The organism is Streptomyces sp. TRM68367, assembly GCF_014495685.1.
Lineage (GTDB): Bacteria > Actinomycetota > Actinomycetes > Streptomycetales > Streptomycetaceae > Streptomyces.
On record NZ_JACTVI010000151.1, the window covers coordinates 1 to 13237 of the forward strand.

Here is a 13237-nt window from a genome sequence, read left to right on the forward strand (position 1 = left end):
GGGTGTCAACCGCGTGATCAAGCTCGTCGCCCGCAACGCGTTCGGCTTCCGCAATGCCGACAACCAACGGCTACGGACACGCTGCGTCGCCACCCGCCGAGCCCGCGGACACCTCCGCACCGCTCAACTTTGAAGACCCCCTTTACGCCGTCCTCCGTGGTGACCTACAGGTCCCTTCCCGATGGGGACCTGCCACGCTGGGCTTCCCAGCCCTAGAGGATTCCACCGCCGAGCGCTGACCATTGAGCGGTGTAAGTCTGACGACGAGTCGACGAGAGTTCGTGTTCACTCACCCTTCCGGACTTCCCCTTCACCTGTAGCTTGCGAATGGCCCGCGAGCCCTTGGGCTTGACCACCTCCGCTTAGCACCCCGGGATTACTCCCGCCGCACCGGAGGCTGGGGACTGACCGTTGGTCACTGGTCAGATCCGCATGACACATCTCCTCTCCTGCGGACACTGCGTGCGATGTGACTTTCACGTCGCACCGGGCGTGCCTTCCCGACCCGCGCTGCAACGCGGGCCTACTCGGTGACCATCACAGAATTTCCTCAAGCAGGAAGGGCGCACGCTCATGTCCCTATAGGGCGACCGGCGCAGACTGCGGGGACACACCATCTGACGGGATACGTCACGACGGTTACCGGCCGCCAGGACCCACACGATGAGTTGGCCGTCCTCAACGGCGTAGACGAAGAGGCAGTCGCCGCCCTGAGCCGCCAGCAGGCGTTGCGCCCTGAGGAGCTTTGACACCGAACGCAGTCATGCCCCCGCATCCGTCGATGCCTTATTCACCCATCATGGGTTGGCCTGCGGCGACTCTGGTCTCGGCGGATCCACGCGGATCTGTCCATGGTCCCGGGACGATGTCGCGGTCATAGCCCCATCATCCGGACCTTGCTGCCGCACAGCCGGGTCATGTCATCGACATCCGACGTGAGGATGGCGACCGGGCCAGGCTGACGCAAGGCCGCTTCCGCGACAGTGGCGTCGATCGCGCACTTGTGTCCGTGCAGGCCGGCGCCCTTGAGCAGTTGGGCCGCCGCCTTGGCCGCTGCCTCCGTGATCGGCTCCACCTTGACCCGGGAGAGTGCCCATTGCAGTCGGGGCAGGTTCACCCTGGCGTGGCTCACCTCCACGATGGTGTTGGCGCTGACGACAAGGTCCGCTCCCATGTCATGGAACACCTGAAACATCGCCAGAACCTTCCGGTCCTGCGCCACCCAGGCCGACAGCCCCTCGCTGTCCAGGACGACGGTCTCAATGTGCCCGCTCACGCGGCGCTCGCGCCGCCGGCGGCCGACGTCGTACCGAAGATGCGCGCCCGCGCCGCGGCCAGCTCTTCCTCACTGAAGGCCCCGTGCTCGTCTGTGTGGCTGCGCAGGTCGGCCCCCAGGAGCTGGTGCCGGATCTGCCTGGCGACCGCTTCGGCCACGTAGCCGGAGATGTTGTCCGTGATCTTCTTCAGCTCCGCCACCTGCTCGGTGGGGAGTGTCACCGTGATGCGTGTGGTGTCAGCCATAGCCGCAAGCATACTACGGTATGCGCGCTACGCGCTGTCTGTTCCCCGCAGTCGGTCCGGTCAGCGGCAGTCGGGACGACTGTCCGTTCGAGCAGGGGCTCAGCTGGGCAGTCGTACGACGCGCCAGTTCAGCGGGCCCAGCAGCGGTATGCCTCGATCCATTGCGAGCCCCCGGGGGCGGGTTCCGGCAGCGGCAGGTCCAGAAGCCGGTGAGCTGGGCTCATCCTCGCCGTAGGCGTCGACGGTGGCCTCTTCGATCAACGCCTCCAGCGCGGCTGGGGCCCAGGTGCTCATGGCCTCACCGTAGCGCTGCACCGTACTGTTGAGGACCGGTGTGTCCAGCAGCGGCGTATCCGTCGTGGCGCCGTCGCCAGCAGTCAAGCCAAGGCTCGCGGTTGCCAGCGTGCGACGTTGCCTGGTGGGGTTCGGAAGTGAGCGGCCCAGGGGAGGGCCCGGCAAGCGACAGGGCGGAAGAGAGTGGCACGAGTCGTCGTACGAGAGCCGAGCACGGGCGCGAGGAGCGCACCGCCGCTGGCCCGGCAGGAAACATCCGCCTTCGTGAGGGGCTGCTCGGCGCCGGCTGGGCGGCGGTGTTCCTGCCCGGTGAGCCCGCCCGCCTTGGGCGGCTGCTGCTGTGGAAGCCGACCGGGGCAGCAGGGGAGACAGTATGGCGCCCACCGGCCTTGAGACCGAGGCGGTGGAGCTGGTCCTGCCGCACGGCCGCTCGGTCAGGCGGCGCAGGGTCGAGGGTTACGCGCTGCCTGTCGCCGTCGCTGTCTCCGCCCTGGCCAATGCGGAGCCGACGCATCCCTCCGGCGCCGCCTGGCAGGCCGCCACTCGCTTCGCCCTGCGGCTGCTCGCCGACGGCCGCCTTCACCCGGCCCTCACCCCCGCCGGTTACGACACCTGGCAGGTGGGTCCTTGCACCGCCGCCCAGCGCCAGACGCTGGACGCCCTGGCCGCCGCCTTCCCGCCACACGCCCACTGCCTGCCCGAGCCTGGCCCTGCTCCGGTACGGATCGCCGAACCGGCTGCACTGGTACGCCAGTTCTGCGACGCGGTCGCCGATGATCTGGTCCGTACGCCGGCCGCGCCACTCGCCATGGGAGCGCTGCCGTACGCCTGGCGCGAGGCCCGCGCCGTGCCCACCTTGCGTGAATGGGCCGAGGAAACCCGGGCGGCGCTCACCGCCGAGGTCAGTGTCTCCCTGCGCGTCGACGTACCCGAAGGACGCCGACGGCAGTTCCGGGCCGTCCTGCAACTGCACACCGCGGCGGACCCGGCGCTCGTCATCGAGGCCGCACGACTCTGGAGCGAGCCGACCGAAGTGGAGCGGCTGCTCGGCCCACGCGCCGCGACCGAGACCCTTCTCGCCCTGCGCCGCGGCGCCCACGCCTGGCCCCCGCTGCGGAGGCTGCTCAACGATGCCGCTCCCGATCAGCTCCGGTTGACCGACGACGAAGCCTTCGATCTCCTTGGGGACGCCACGGACGCGCTGCGCGCGGCCGGTGTCGACGTGCACTGGCCGCGCGACCTGGTCAAGGCGCTCACCGCGACCGCGGAGATCGGGCAGCGCACCGCCCCCGGTTCCACCGCGGGCGGCCTGCTGGACACCGAGGCCCTCCTCGACTTCCGCTGGCAGGTCTCCCTTGGCGGCGAGCCGCTCACCGAGGCCGAGGGCGACCGCCACCTCAAGGACCTGGCCGGCGACGAGATCGTCCTGGTCACCTACGGGGTGCTGCGCCGCGACCGCGAAGTGCTTGCCGAGACAGCCTGGTCGCTGGTGGCCGCCGACGAGGCCCAACACGTCAAGAACCCCTACGCCGTCACCGCCCGCGAACTGCGTGCCCTGCCCGCCCGCGCCCGCGTCGCTCTCACCGGCACCCCCGTGGAGAACAACCTCTCCGAGCTGTGGGCACTGCTCGACTGGACCACCCCCGGGCTCCTCGGCTCACTCACCGCCTTCCGTGACCGGCATGCCCGCGCCATCGAGGCGGGCGAGGATCCCGAGGCAGCCGAGCGCCTGTCCCGTCTCGTACGTCCCTTCCTGTTGCGCCGCAAGAAGTCCGACCCCGGCATCGCGCCCGAACTGCCGCCCAAGACCGAGACCGACCACGTCGTCCCGCTGACGGCCGAGCAGACCAGCCTGTACGAGGCACAGGTCCGCGAGACCATGGCGAAGATCGCGGAGTCGGAGGGCATCGCCCGACGCGGTCTGGTACTCAAGCTGCTCACCGCGCTGAAGCAGATCTGCAACCACCCCGCCCAGTATTTGAAAGAGCACAGCCTGCGCCAGTCCACTCCCCTGCGGGGCCGCTCCGGCAAGCTCGACCTGCTCGACGAACTTCTCGACACCATCACCGCCGAAGGCGAATCCGTGCTGGTCTTCACGCAGTACAAACAGATGGCGGCTCTCCTGGAGAAGCATCTCGCCGAGCGCGGCGTCCCCGCTCTCTTCCTGCACGGTGCCACCCCCGTCGCGCGGCGCGAGGAGATGGTGGACCGCTTCGAGCGCGGTGAAGTACCGGTGTTCCTGCTGTCGTTGAAGGCGGCGGGCACCGGACTCAATCTCACCCGCGCCACTCACGTCGTGCACTACGACCGCTGGTGGAACCCGGCCGTCGAGGACCAGGCCACCGACCGCGCGTACCGCATCGGCCAGGACAAACCCGTCCAGGTACACAAGCTCCTCGCGGAGGGAACCGTGGAGGACAAGGTAGCGAAGCTGCTCGAAGCCAAGCGCGCCCTCGCCGACGCCGTCGTCGGCTCCGGCGAGGCAGCCCTGACCGAACTGTCCGACGCCGACCTCGCCGAACTCGTCGCCCTGGGAAGGCAGTCATGAGCCCCGCTGTCCCCGGCCCGCGCCGTGCGCCCGCCCGCGGCAAGCGATCCTTCGCCGCGACCTGGTGGGGCCAGGCATGGGTGGCCGCCCTGGAGGACTCCACCCTGGACGCCGGACGGCTCTCACGCGGACGCACCTACGCCCGCAAAGGCATGGTCGGCCCGGTCACCGTCGCTCCGGGCAAGGTCAATGCCGCTGTCCAGGGCAGCCGCCCGCGCCCGTACCGCTCCTCAGTCCACCTGCCCGTCCTCACCGACCCTCAGTGGGACACCCTGCTCGACACGAAACTGCCCGAACTCCCGGAACCCGCCGCCCACACCACAGCACTGCCCGTCGCCCCGCCACCCGGCACCGGCCTGGCCGCCGCGGACCTGGAACGCCTCATGGCCGACGCCACCGCACGCGCCGCCCGGCTCCTCGCGGGCGACACCGCCGACCTGCACCTGACCCAGCACCAGGACGCCGTCCGCATCGCCGCAAGCAACCCCGGACCCGAGTGGTTCCACCACCTGATCCAGAACACCAACACCAAACCCACTGCCTTCGCATGCCTCACCCGCGCCTGGCGCCACGGCGGCCCCACGGGCATCACCGTCGCCGAACAGCCCTACGCCCCCGACCCGACGGTGATGAAGGCCACCCGCACCGCCCTGGACGCGGCCCTCGCCGAGATGACCGACTCCCCCACACACCTCAGAACCTGGACCGCCTCACCCTCACCCACCACGGCATCCAGCTGCGTCTGGGCCCCGACGCCCGCTGGTACCCCTACCTCCAGGACGACGACGGCGAATGGTGGCCCGCGGCACCAGCCGACAGTGACCCGGTCACCGCGCTCACCGCGGCCTGGTCGCAGAACGGGGAGTAAAAAGGCGATTCCCCGCTGACCAGGAAACCACGAGCAGAAGCTGGACACACTCACGCTGCTCCCACTTCCGTGGTTGCAGTTCTGGTTGCATTCACCGGCGTACAGCACCGTTCAGAACCCCCGCCCGGACCAGCTGCACAGCAGGTCAGGACGTTGCCGTACGCCCCAGAACCCCCAGACGAACATTTGGAAAGCGTGTTGGGGACAACCCCTCACGAGTTCGAATCTCGTATCCTCCGTAGCCGCGTGAACAGGCGAAACGAGGAGCCGAGCCGCAGTTGCGGCTCGGCTCCTCGGTGTGCATCGGTTGCAGTTTTGGTTGCGTTTACAGGCCACATTCGGGACATCTCGACAAACAGGCAGGCGCACGCCCTACGAATCCCGGCGGACATCTGGCATCAACCTGCACTGCGGAGGTCTTACGGAACTTGGCGGTAGATGTCGCGGCGGCGCGGCGATTGCCGACGGCCAGGACCCACACGATCAGCTGACCGTCCTCGATGGTGTAGACGACGCGGTAGTCGCCGATCCGGAGCCGCCAACGGGCACTGTGCCCCTGAAGCGCTTTGATGTCGAACGCGGTGGTGTCCCCCGTTTCCATCGCCTTCTGGAGTTCGGTGAGGCGGTACAGGATGCGGAGGGCGTCCGGGCGCGGGATCTTGAGCATGTCCCGCTGTGCGTGCGGCGTGAAGCGCGTGACGTACCCCATGGGTTCAGCCCTGTTGAGCGCGCAGCAAGGCGGCCATCTCTTCGAGCGAGACCGACCCCTCCGTACCCTCGGACTCGGCTTCATCAGCCAGCTGGTTGAGCCACGCCTCTTCGGCGTTCTCCGCGATCTCACGCAGGCGCTGGTACTCCTGAATGTCGATAACGACGGCTTCCTGCCTGCCACGCCGAGTGATGATCGTGGGGGTTTCCTCCCGGCGAGCACGGTCGATGACATCAGCGAGGTGGCTGCGGACCTCGGCCATGGACTCAATCATCGGATCACTCATGTCATGAATGTAGCAGATGTACATGAAGGTGGGTGCCGTCTGGGCTCCAACAGCCGCGAGCGTGGGTATCAGCTGCGACGGATCATGGTGAGCCGCCCCTCCGCTCTCCTTGGCAGCGTGCGGCAGACACCTGGCTGGTGATGAGAAGGCGAAGGCCGCGACCAGGTCACGCGACGTCGACGCTGAAGATGGCGCATCAGGCTTGCCATCACTCCGCTTCAGGCCCATGCGGCTCGGTATCGCTCGGTGACGTAGAGCTGTCGCTCCCGCGTGGACAGCATGGTTCCAGGCAGTCGGCAAATGTCGCCAGCGAAGATCTTGGCGTCAGTCCGCCGTGTGCGGACGGTCTGATCGTCGGTGATGGCCACGACGGTGTTGCGGTTCGTGAACGCCGCTGCGGCGATCGGTCCTCTCAAGGTAGCCATCAGCGCGGGGCGACGGGGGCGGACACGTCCCACAGTCGCACCGCACCGCCCTCCTCACCGGTGGAGACGAGGAGGGCGGCCCTCCAGGCTCAAGTCGACGCGCACACCGGCAGGAACTGATCACGGTCGGGGCCTTCGTCGTGTTCCGGCCGCGGCTTTATCGGAACGGTACAGATCTCGGACCGGCTGGGGTCGGACATGATCGTCCAACCAGTCGAACTCCTCGTGTTTTTCTCTCATGTCGGCCGCAGGGTGACGGCGAACTGCGGAAGCGCGATGAGCAGCAGAGCGGTTCCCGTTTCGATCCAGCGGCATTTGGCGCGGATGATCTCGCTGGTCCTCGCCAGGGAGGACAGCAAGGGGCCGGTCGGATTGTGCCCGACGCGCTCGAAGGCGCGGCTCAGCCGCTCGCCGCCCAGTTCCGGCGTGATGTGCTCGAAGTAACCGGGAGCCACCGTGCCGTGGCGTCGCCCGCCGCGGCGGCGCGGGGCGATGGCGCACACAAAGCAGACGACGGCCAGCAGTGCGCTGATGACGGCGGCCCACCACAGTGCGTGCGGCCTCCAGGCGTCGGGGGCCTGTCCATCGTCGGCGCTCCTGGTCACCGTGATGAAGACGCCTCCGGTGAAGCCCAGGAGCACGGCGGCCTTGGTGTCCGCGCGCGTGGAAGCGCGCGGGTTCGCGAATTCCTGGACGCGTAAGGGCGGGAACTCGGGCGTGGATCTGGTGCTGGCCAGTCACTCTCGTACGAGTTCATCTCTGACTGCTGGCGCCATCGCAGGGCCACTCACGGTGTGGGCAGCGACCACCGCTGAGCCATCAGTGCCTCCCCACCCACTGACGATCAACGGTGGCCGCACCCCTGGGTGCTAGCCAGTCACGTCAGCGGTCTCGGCCGCGCTGGGGCCCTCTGTTGAGGAGGCGCACCTGCTGGCGGCGCCTGCCGCACGGCCCGGTTGGCCGTGGTGAGGAGGGCCAGGATGAGCAGCCATGCTCCGCAGAGCCAGACCAGTGGCTTGGCACCCAGTGTGGTGATCAGTGCGCCGCCTGCGATCGTGCCAATCGACAAGGCTCCCGTGGCGAGCGTGGAGACCGCGCTCGTGGTCCGGCCCCGCAGCTCATCGGGCGTGATGGCCAACTGGTGGGTGGTCATAGCCACCGCATATACCGGAGCCACCAGCGACTCAGCGGCCGCGACCGCCACCAACAACAGCGGATTGGGCGCGAGAGCGTACAGCGGGAACATCAATGCCTCCAACCACAGCATCACCACGGCGATCCAGCCCAGCGGAAAGCGGCGCGTGGCCCTGTCCGAGACCAGCGCTCCCGCCATGGCACCGACCGCCGCGCCGCTGAAGATGACACCGATCCACAGCGGCGAGGCACCCACCTGCCGGGCGAGGGTGATGATCAACAGGTACCCGGCGCCGTAGCGCACCTTGTCAGCGGCCGAGACCAGAGTGAGGAAGCGGATGACCGGCTGGCGCCAGAGCCAGCCGAGCCCCTCTCGGATCTCGGTGGTGAGCCGGGACGTCGTCCGCACGTCCTGCCGGTCCAGTTGGAACCGAGCATGCATCAGACGCAGCGACGCCGCGGACACTGCGAAGGAAACCGCGTTGACGGCGAACGGCACGGTCCTGCCGAGGGCGTAGAGCGCGCCGGCGAGTGAGGCCCCGAAGATGCCAACCGCGCTGGCGGCGGACTGCGAGTAGCCGAGCGCAGCGGGCAGTTGTCGCTGCCCAACCACGTTGGGCAGCGCCGCTGTGTTCGCTACCTGGAAGAGAGTGGTCAGGATCCCGGCTAGCACGACTGTCGCATACAGCTGGGGCATGGTGAGCTTGTTCAGCCACAGCGCGACGGCGACGCCAGCAGTGAGCACGGCCCGGCCGAGCTCACACCAGATCATGGTGGCCTTACGGTCCCACCGGTCGACGAGGGCGCCGGCAACCAGCCCGAACGCCAAGAAGGAAAGGGTGCCGAGGCCAAGCACGAACCCGGCTTGGGTGGCCGACCCGGTGAGGGCCAGAACGATCAGCGGCAGGGCCATGAAATGAGCCTGGTCACCGATGGCAGAGACCAGCTGGCCGCTCAGCAGCAGCGAGAAGTCCCGGTTCCGGAACAGGCCGGGACCGCGAAGAGTATTCAATGGCGTTACGCTCCGTAACAGCTCAAGGACACAAGGGTGACGTCGAAGCTGATGTCCGAGCTAAGAGACACGGGGCGTAATGGACATGGGCGGACCGTACCCAGGACCTGCGACGGACGGCAATCGTTTTCCGGAGATAGCCGCACGACCCAGCGGCTTCACGCGAGTTCAGACTCAGTTTCTGAGGTGGGCTGAGACACGCTGGTCGCCGGTGAGATGTCCGACTACCGGGGTAGCTTCGCGGTTCGCACCGGGTAGGCGGCGCCGACGTAGCGCATGGCGGTCGGTTCGGTGATGCCGAAGAGCCTCATGAGCTTGAGCGGGTCGCCGGTGGTGAAGGCTTCGTCGAGGATGCGGCCCTGGCGCAGTCTGTCGAGGGTCAGTCCCTTGGGCATAACTTGCTGCAGGGTGTTCCTGTGCACGGCCGGGTGGTCCGGGTCGAGTGCGGTTTTCTGGCTGACCAGCAGGTGGGGGTTGGCGGAGGCGGGCCAGCGTTGGTGGCGGTAGGTCAGCCAGTCGGCGGCGAGGTGGTGGGTGAGTTCTTCCAGGTAGAGGGTGTGACGTAGTAGGCCGCGGCGCAGTTCGAGGGTTCCTCGGGCGAGGTTCAGGTTGGCGGTGTGCGCGGTGCGGATCTCGGTGGCGGGGACGGCGTGGATGGCGGCAAGGGCGATGGTGAGTCGCGCGAACGGGTCGCCGCGTGGTCGAGTAGGCCGGCCAGCAAGTCGGAGGGCACCGGCCGTGGGGTGCCTGTCAGATCGCCCACGGCCAAGTGACGGGCGAGGTCGTGGAAGACCAGCCGCTTCCGTTTGAGAGCCCGGAACAGGCTGCGTAGCGAGGTGGCGAGTTGCCGTCGGGCAGTCCCGGCCAGGTCCTCCAGGGCGTCTTGGAGGTGGTCCGGGGTGACTTCTCGAAGGGTCGTCATGCCGGCCGACGTCCACGCGGTGAGGGTCGGTTGGAGGGTGGTCAGGTAACGGCGGATGCCATACCAGCTGCGCGGCTCGTTCTCACGGGGGCCTTGGCCGCGCAGCACGTGCGCCCATGCGCGGACCTCGTCGGCGACGCTTTGCGGCAGTGCCTGGAGTGCGGTTTCGATCCAGGCCAGGTCGCTGTCCTGGTGGAGCTCAGGGTCGTCGACGAGCAGGCCACGGGCGCGCAGGAACTGGCAGAAGGGCTTGGCCGCAAGGTGCGTATCCAGCCGTGCCAGATCATAGACGTCGCGCTCGTGGACGGCGTTCTCGACACCGAGCCAGTACCCCAGGATGGTGAGGGTGCGGATGTTCTTGCGGAAGCCTGACGTCTGCTGGTTCCGGCGAAGCTCGGCGAAGTCCTCCACCAGCGCGGCGGCCGCGTCGGTCAGAGTCAGTTCACCCGGCGGCCAGCTCCGCAGCCGGGCCAGCACCGGCAACCAGTTGCGGCGCATGGTGAACAGGATCTCCTGCCCCGGACAGACGGTCGCCGCAGGTGGTAAGTCCGCAGGTATCGGCGGTAGTTTGTCGTCCTGGAGCGGAATGGCCTGCCCGTCGGCGCCGACGGGCAGGTCGATCACTAGCTGCCTGGCTGCCACGGCGGTCGGCCGCATCTGGTCGGCGTCGCGATGAGGATGGCAGGTGCGGCAGTGGCCGGCACGCAGCGGCAGCCCGTCCCGGCGGCAGCGCGTACAGTCCCCAGGCTGTTGTCGCTCCCGCCAATAGCGGCAGGGGTCGCAGAGGAATCCCGCATGCCGCCTTCCGGGCATCCAGGCTTGGCAGTCGCTGCACTGGCGTGGTGCGAACCATGAGTTCGGGACTGGGGTGACATCGGGGGTCTGAGGTTGGCCGACCCGGGGGAGGTGTTGGGGTTGCGGCGCGGCCAGCAGGCCGGCGCGCAGCAGGAGCAGGCAGACCGTGTCACCGTTCGTCGGCAGGTCCCGCAACAGCGTCTCGGGGGCCGTCGCGAAGCCGTCCGCCTCGCGCACGGCCAGAGCGAGGCGGACCATCTTGGCAGTCCGGTAGTACCAGGCTCTGGTCAAGCGGCGCTCGGCCGTCAACGCCTCCAGCACGGGTTGGGCCTGGTCCCAGCCGGAGACCGTCCGGGTGGCGAGAGCGCGGACCGTGGCGTCGGTGAGGGTGCACGGCAGGGTGAACAGGGGAAGCTGGCCCCACATCTGCGGCTCCAGTACCGCCGCACCGGCTGGCTCTTCGCACTGCTGGCTCAGCGTGCGTCTCCACCTGGCGTTCACCCCACGCCTGCCACTTTCACCGCGCACGATCTTGCGGGCCTGTGTCGCGTAGTGGCGGTAGGTGCCGATCGTGAGCTGCAGGGCACGCGGCCGTGCCCCGGGGATAGCCAGCGCCCATTCCGCGTCGTCCTCGACCCGGATGGCTTGAAGGCAGGACTTGCACAGTCCCTCGGTGTTGAGGTGGGCCTCGTGTCGGCATCGCGGGCACACCCCGCGTGCGGGGTAATCGTATTTCCAGTGCTCGCAGCCGTGGCAGATCCGGCGCCCGTACAACACCGACCAGCTCAGGCACATCTCGCAACTCCGGGCACGCCCCGTCTTCTTCGCCATGCCGTTCCTCAACTCGGCGGCGGTGAACGCGGCCCGCCGCCGTGGCGGGTACGGGGAACGGGCCTCACCGGCCCAGGCTTTTGCCCCTCGGCGCCGACCGCCAGCTGGCTGGAGTCCTGGGCGGCCTGCGCGTCGGCGACGGGCTCGGCCTGGAGCAGGTCGGCGACCGTGCAGTCGAGCGCCGCGCACATCAGGTCCAGATCGCGGGAGGCTCCTGAGCGGCGGCTGACCGACTGCGGGGCGCGGGAGGAACGCGGCGCGGATCGCGGCCGGGGAGATGTGTTCGAAGATCACGCGCACCAGCGGACCTGCGGGCAGGGTTGGCACCCGCTGCGAGCTGTGCCAGGAACACCAGGCCCGCGCGGGTCAGGCGCTGCGCGCCGCCCAGCACCAGCAGGTCGCCGGCCGCACACAGCGCCGCGAGCAACGGGTCGTCGGTGGCGTCGCAACGGTTTATGTAGGGCACGGGCCCTCGAGCGCGGCACCGATGGCCAGGCGCAGCGGAGATAGTCGGCCGTCGGCTGGAACGGCGATGCGGCGCACCGCCCGCGAGGCCGGCAGCCCGCTGGCAGCCGCCGAACGCCCTCGTGCCTGGAGTGTCTACCTGCGTGACAAACGCCGGCGTACGGCTGCGGACAACCACACACCTGTGGACCATCGCAGCGGGTGAGAGGCACAACCAGAAGGGCAGCCGAGGGTCATTCCCCTCCCAGGCTGGCCCTTCGCCATTTCAGGGGCCGTGCCACACGCGTGCCACTACGTGCCCGCAAGACCCTTCTCGGAGGACCCACGCCGGTGAGAATGCAGCGGAGTTGCGACAAGCAGCACAACCAGTGAGCCCGCTGAAGAGTCGTACGCGGCATGATCAATATGCGCGCACGGCACGCCCCCGGCGCCTCCATGCTCGTCGTGGCCCTGGCGTCATTGTTGCTCTCCTGCTCCGGCAGCCAAGGCACGACTTCGAGCAGTGGGGAGTCGCCCACCCGCGTTGTCCGCAAGGCAGCTTCGGCCCCCGCGACCGAGGAGCCGCCCGCCCCGAGCACGGTAGAACCGGCACCGAGAGCCGAGAAGGTCCGCGATGTGTTCGCTCGGCTTCAGGCCACCTACAACGACGGGTGCACGACCCCGGGGAACTGCGAGTACTTCCTGGGGCGAGTGCTCGATGAGCTCAGCAGCCTCGACAAGGCTATGAAAGCAGACCCTCAGGGCCCCGAACACTTCAAGGAACCCCTCGCATGGATCGCGAAACTGCGGGCCGAACTGGGCGACGACAGCTCCTTCAAGAACCTCAAGAAGCACCAAGACCTGCTCACCGGAACGCGGGACAAGATCAATACTTGGATGCAGGGTCACCCAGAGGACTACCGATGAGACCAAGGCCGAGCATGGGCGTCATGAGCTCACAACGTTCGAGGATCGGCGAAGTACTGCTCGGTCCCGACACCATCGGGGACAGCCAGGTGAGTGTGTAACTGCGTGACAACGTCGGCGTACACCGGCAGACAACCGCGCGCACCTGCGGACCGTAACAGCAGGTGAGAGGTGCACCGACCCAAGGCCGAGCCCCCACCCAAGTTGCTTCGGGACGAAGGAGTCGTGAAGGAACGGCGGGCCCATAGCCCACCGCGTTTCTTCCCTCAGTCGTGACCGTCACTATCCAGGGAGGAGCGGGCAGACACAATCCACACTGCGCGGCTTCGCTCCAATGCCGTGCGTGTCTCGTAGAAGGTGTCCCGCCGGTGGTCTGGCGCAAGTCTCTGCCTTGCATCGTTGATCAACGAGGTCGCCCTCCGACCGACAACACTGGGCCTGTCGATGAATTAGTGGGGCGTGTCGTGCTCGGCGGCCTGGGATGTCGCGTGCATGACGTAGCTGGCGAGGTCGCTGGGGTC

General features: G+C 68.2%; 11 protein-coding genes and 2 pseudogenes. 3 read left to right on the forward strand and 10 right to left on the reverse strand.

The window, feature by feature from the left end:
* Positions 1-874: 874 nt before the first annotated feature.
* The 3 genes from H8R17_RS42175 to H8R17_RS42185 form a co-directional block, all read right to left on the reverse strand.
* On the reverse strand, positions 875-1276 hold the full coding sequence (locus tag H8R17_RS42175; protein ID WP_187828489.1) for a DNA-binding protein: 402 nt from the start codon (positions 1274-1276) through the stop codon (positions 875-877).
* On the reverse strand, positions 1273-1521 hold the full coding sequence (locus H8R17_RS42180; RefSeq protein ID WP_187828490.1) for a hypothetical protein: 249 nt from the start codon (positions 1519-1521) through the stop codon (positions 1273-1275). The genes H8R17_RS42175 and H8R17_RS42180 overlap by 4 nt, the downstream gene beginning before the upstream one ends.
* A gap of 99 nt (positions 1522-1620) precedes the next feature.
* On the reverse strand, positions 1621-1815 hold the full coding sequence (locus H8R17_RS42185) for a hypothetical protein (RefSeq protein WP_187828497.1): 195 nt from the start codon (positions 1813-1815) through the stop codon (positions 1621-1623).
* Between the two features lie 373 nt (positions 1816-2188).
* Here H8R17_RS42185 and H8R17_RS42190 point away from each other — a divergent pair, with 373 nt between their 5' ends.
* Entirely contained in the window at positions 2189-4363 is a 2175-nt protein-coding gene (locus tag H8R17_RS42190) for a DEAD/DEAH box helicase (protein ID WP_262505944.1), read from the forward strand.
* Positions 4360-5250, forward strand: a complete 891-nt coding sequence (locus H8R17_RS42195) for a hypothetical protein (protein ID WP_262505945.1) — start codon at positions 4360-4362, stop codon at positions 5248-5250. The genes H8R17_RS42190 and H8R17_RS42195 overlap by 4 nt, the downstream gene beginning before the upstream one ends.
* A 400-nt stretch (positions 5251-5650) precedes the next feature.
* Here H8R17_RS42195 and H8R17_RS42200 read toward each other — a convergent pair.
* From H8R17_RS42200 to H8R17_RS42230, 7 genes and pseudogenes are all read right to left on the reverse strand, one after another.
* A pseudogene (locus tag H8R17_RS42200) lies at positions 5651-5940 on the reverse strand (type II toxin-antitoxin system RelE/ParE family toxin).
* A gap of 4 nt (positions 5941-5944) precedes the next feature.
* Positions 5945-6214, reverse strand: a complete 270-nt coding sequence (locus H8R17_RS42205; RefSeq protein ID WP_187828495.1) for a type II toxin-antitoxin system Phd/YefM family antitoxin — start codon at positions 6212-6214, stop codon at positions 5945-5947.
* A gap of 673 nt (positions 6215-6887) precedes the next feature.
* Positions 6888-7292 carry a Pycsar system effector family protein gene (locus tag H8R17_RS42215; protein WP_187828493.1) on the reverse strand — a complete coding sequence of 135 codons (405 nt, stop codon included), beginning with the start codon at positions 7290-7292 and terminating at the stop codon, positions 6888-6890.
* Between the two features lie 236 nt (positions 7293-7528).
* On the reverse strand, positions 7529-8797 hold the full coding sequence (locus H8R17_RS42220) for an MFS transporter (RefSeq protein WP_187828494.1): 1269 nt from the start codon (positions 8795-8797) through the stop codon (positions 7529-7531).
* Between the two features lie 224 nt (positions 8798-9021).
* The gene (locus tag H8R17_RS48145) at positions 9022-9192 is read right to left on the reverse strand and encodes a hypothetical protein (protein ID WP_262505946.1); all 171 of its coding nucleotides are present in this window, start codon (positions 9190-9192) and stop codon (positions 9022-9024) included.
* 209 nt (positions 9193-9401) lie between these two features.
* Complete coding sequence (locus H8R17_RS42225; protein WP_262505947.1) at positions 9402-11345, reverse strand: hypothetical protein; 1944 nt, start codon at positions 11343-11345, stop codon at positions 9402-9404.
* An 8-nt stretch (positions 11346-11353) separates the two neighbouring features.
* Positions 11354-11548: pseudogene (locus H8R17_RS42230) on the reverse strand (XRE family transcriptional regulator); the annotation flags it as partial.
* 658 nt (positions 11549-12206) lie between these two features.
* Between H8R17_RS42230 and H8R17_RS42235 the strand changes: the two are divergent.
* Positions 12207-12716, forward strand: a complete 510-nt coding sequence (locus H8R17_RS42235) for a hypothetical protein (protein ID WP_262505948.1) — start codon at positions 12207-12209, stop codon at positions 12714-12716.
* Positions 12717-13237: the final 521 nt, after the last annotated feature.

Excerpts from the sequence above, each read along its gene's own strand:
- H8R17_RS42235 (WP_262505948.1), top strand. The coding sequence starts at position 12,207 with ATGATCAATATGCGCGCACGGCACGCCCCCGGCGCCTCCATGCTCGTC.
- H8R17_RS42180 (WP_187828490.1), bottom strand. The coding sequence starts at position 1,521 with ATGGCTGACACCACACGCATCACGGTGACACTCCCCACCGAGCAGGTG.
- H8R17_RS42190 (WP_262505944.1), top strand. The coding sequence starts at position 2,189 with ATGGCGCCCACCGGCCTTGAGACCGAGGCGGTGGAGCTGGTCCTGCCG.
- H8R17_RS48145 (WP_262505946.1), bottom strand. The coding sequence starts at position 9,192 with ATGCCCAAGGGACTGACCCTCGACAGACTGCGCCAGGGCCGCATCCTC.
- H8R17_RS42205 (WP_187828495.1), bottom strand. The coding sequence starts at position 6,214 with ATGATTGAGTCCATGGCCGAGGTCCGCAGCCACCTCGCTGATGTCATC.
- H8R17_RS42185 (WP_187828497.1), bottom strand. The coding sequence starts at position 1,815 with ATGAGCACCTGGGCCCCAGCCGCGCTGGAGGCGTTGATCGAAGAGGCC.
- H8R17_RS42225 (WP_262505947.1), bottom strand. The coding sequence starts at position 11,345 with ATGGCGAAGAAGACGGGGCGTGCCCGGAGTTGCGAGATGTGCCTGAGC.
- H8R17_RS42195 (WP_262505945.1), top strand. The coding sequence starts at position 4,360 with ATGAGCCCCGCTGTCCCCGGCCCGCGCCGTGCGCCCGCCCGCGGCAAG.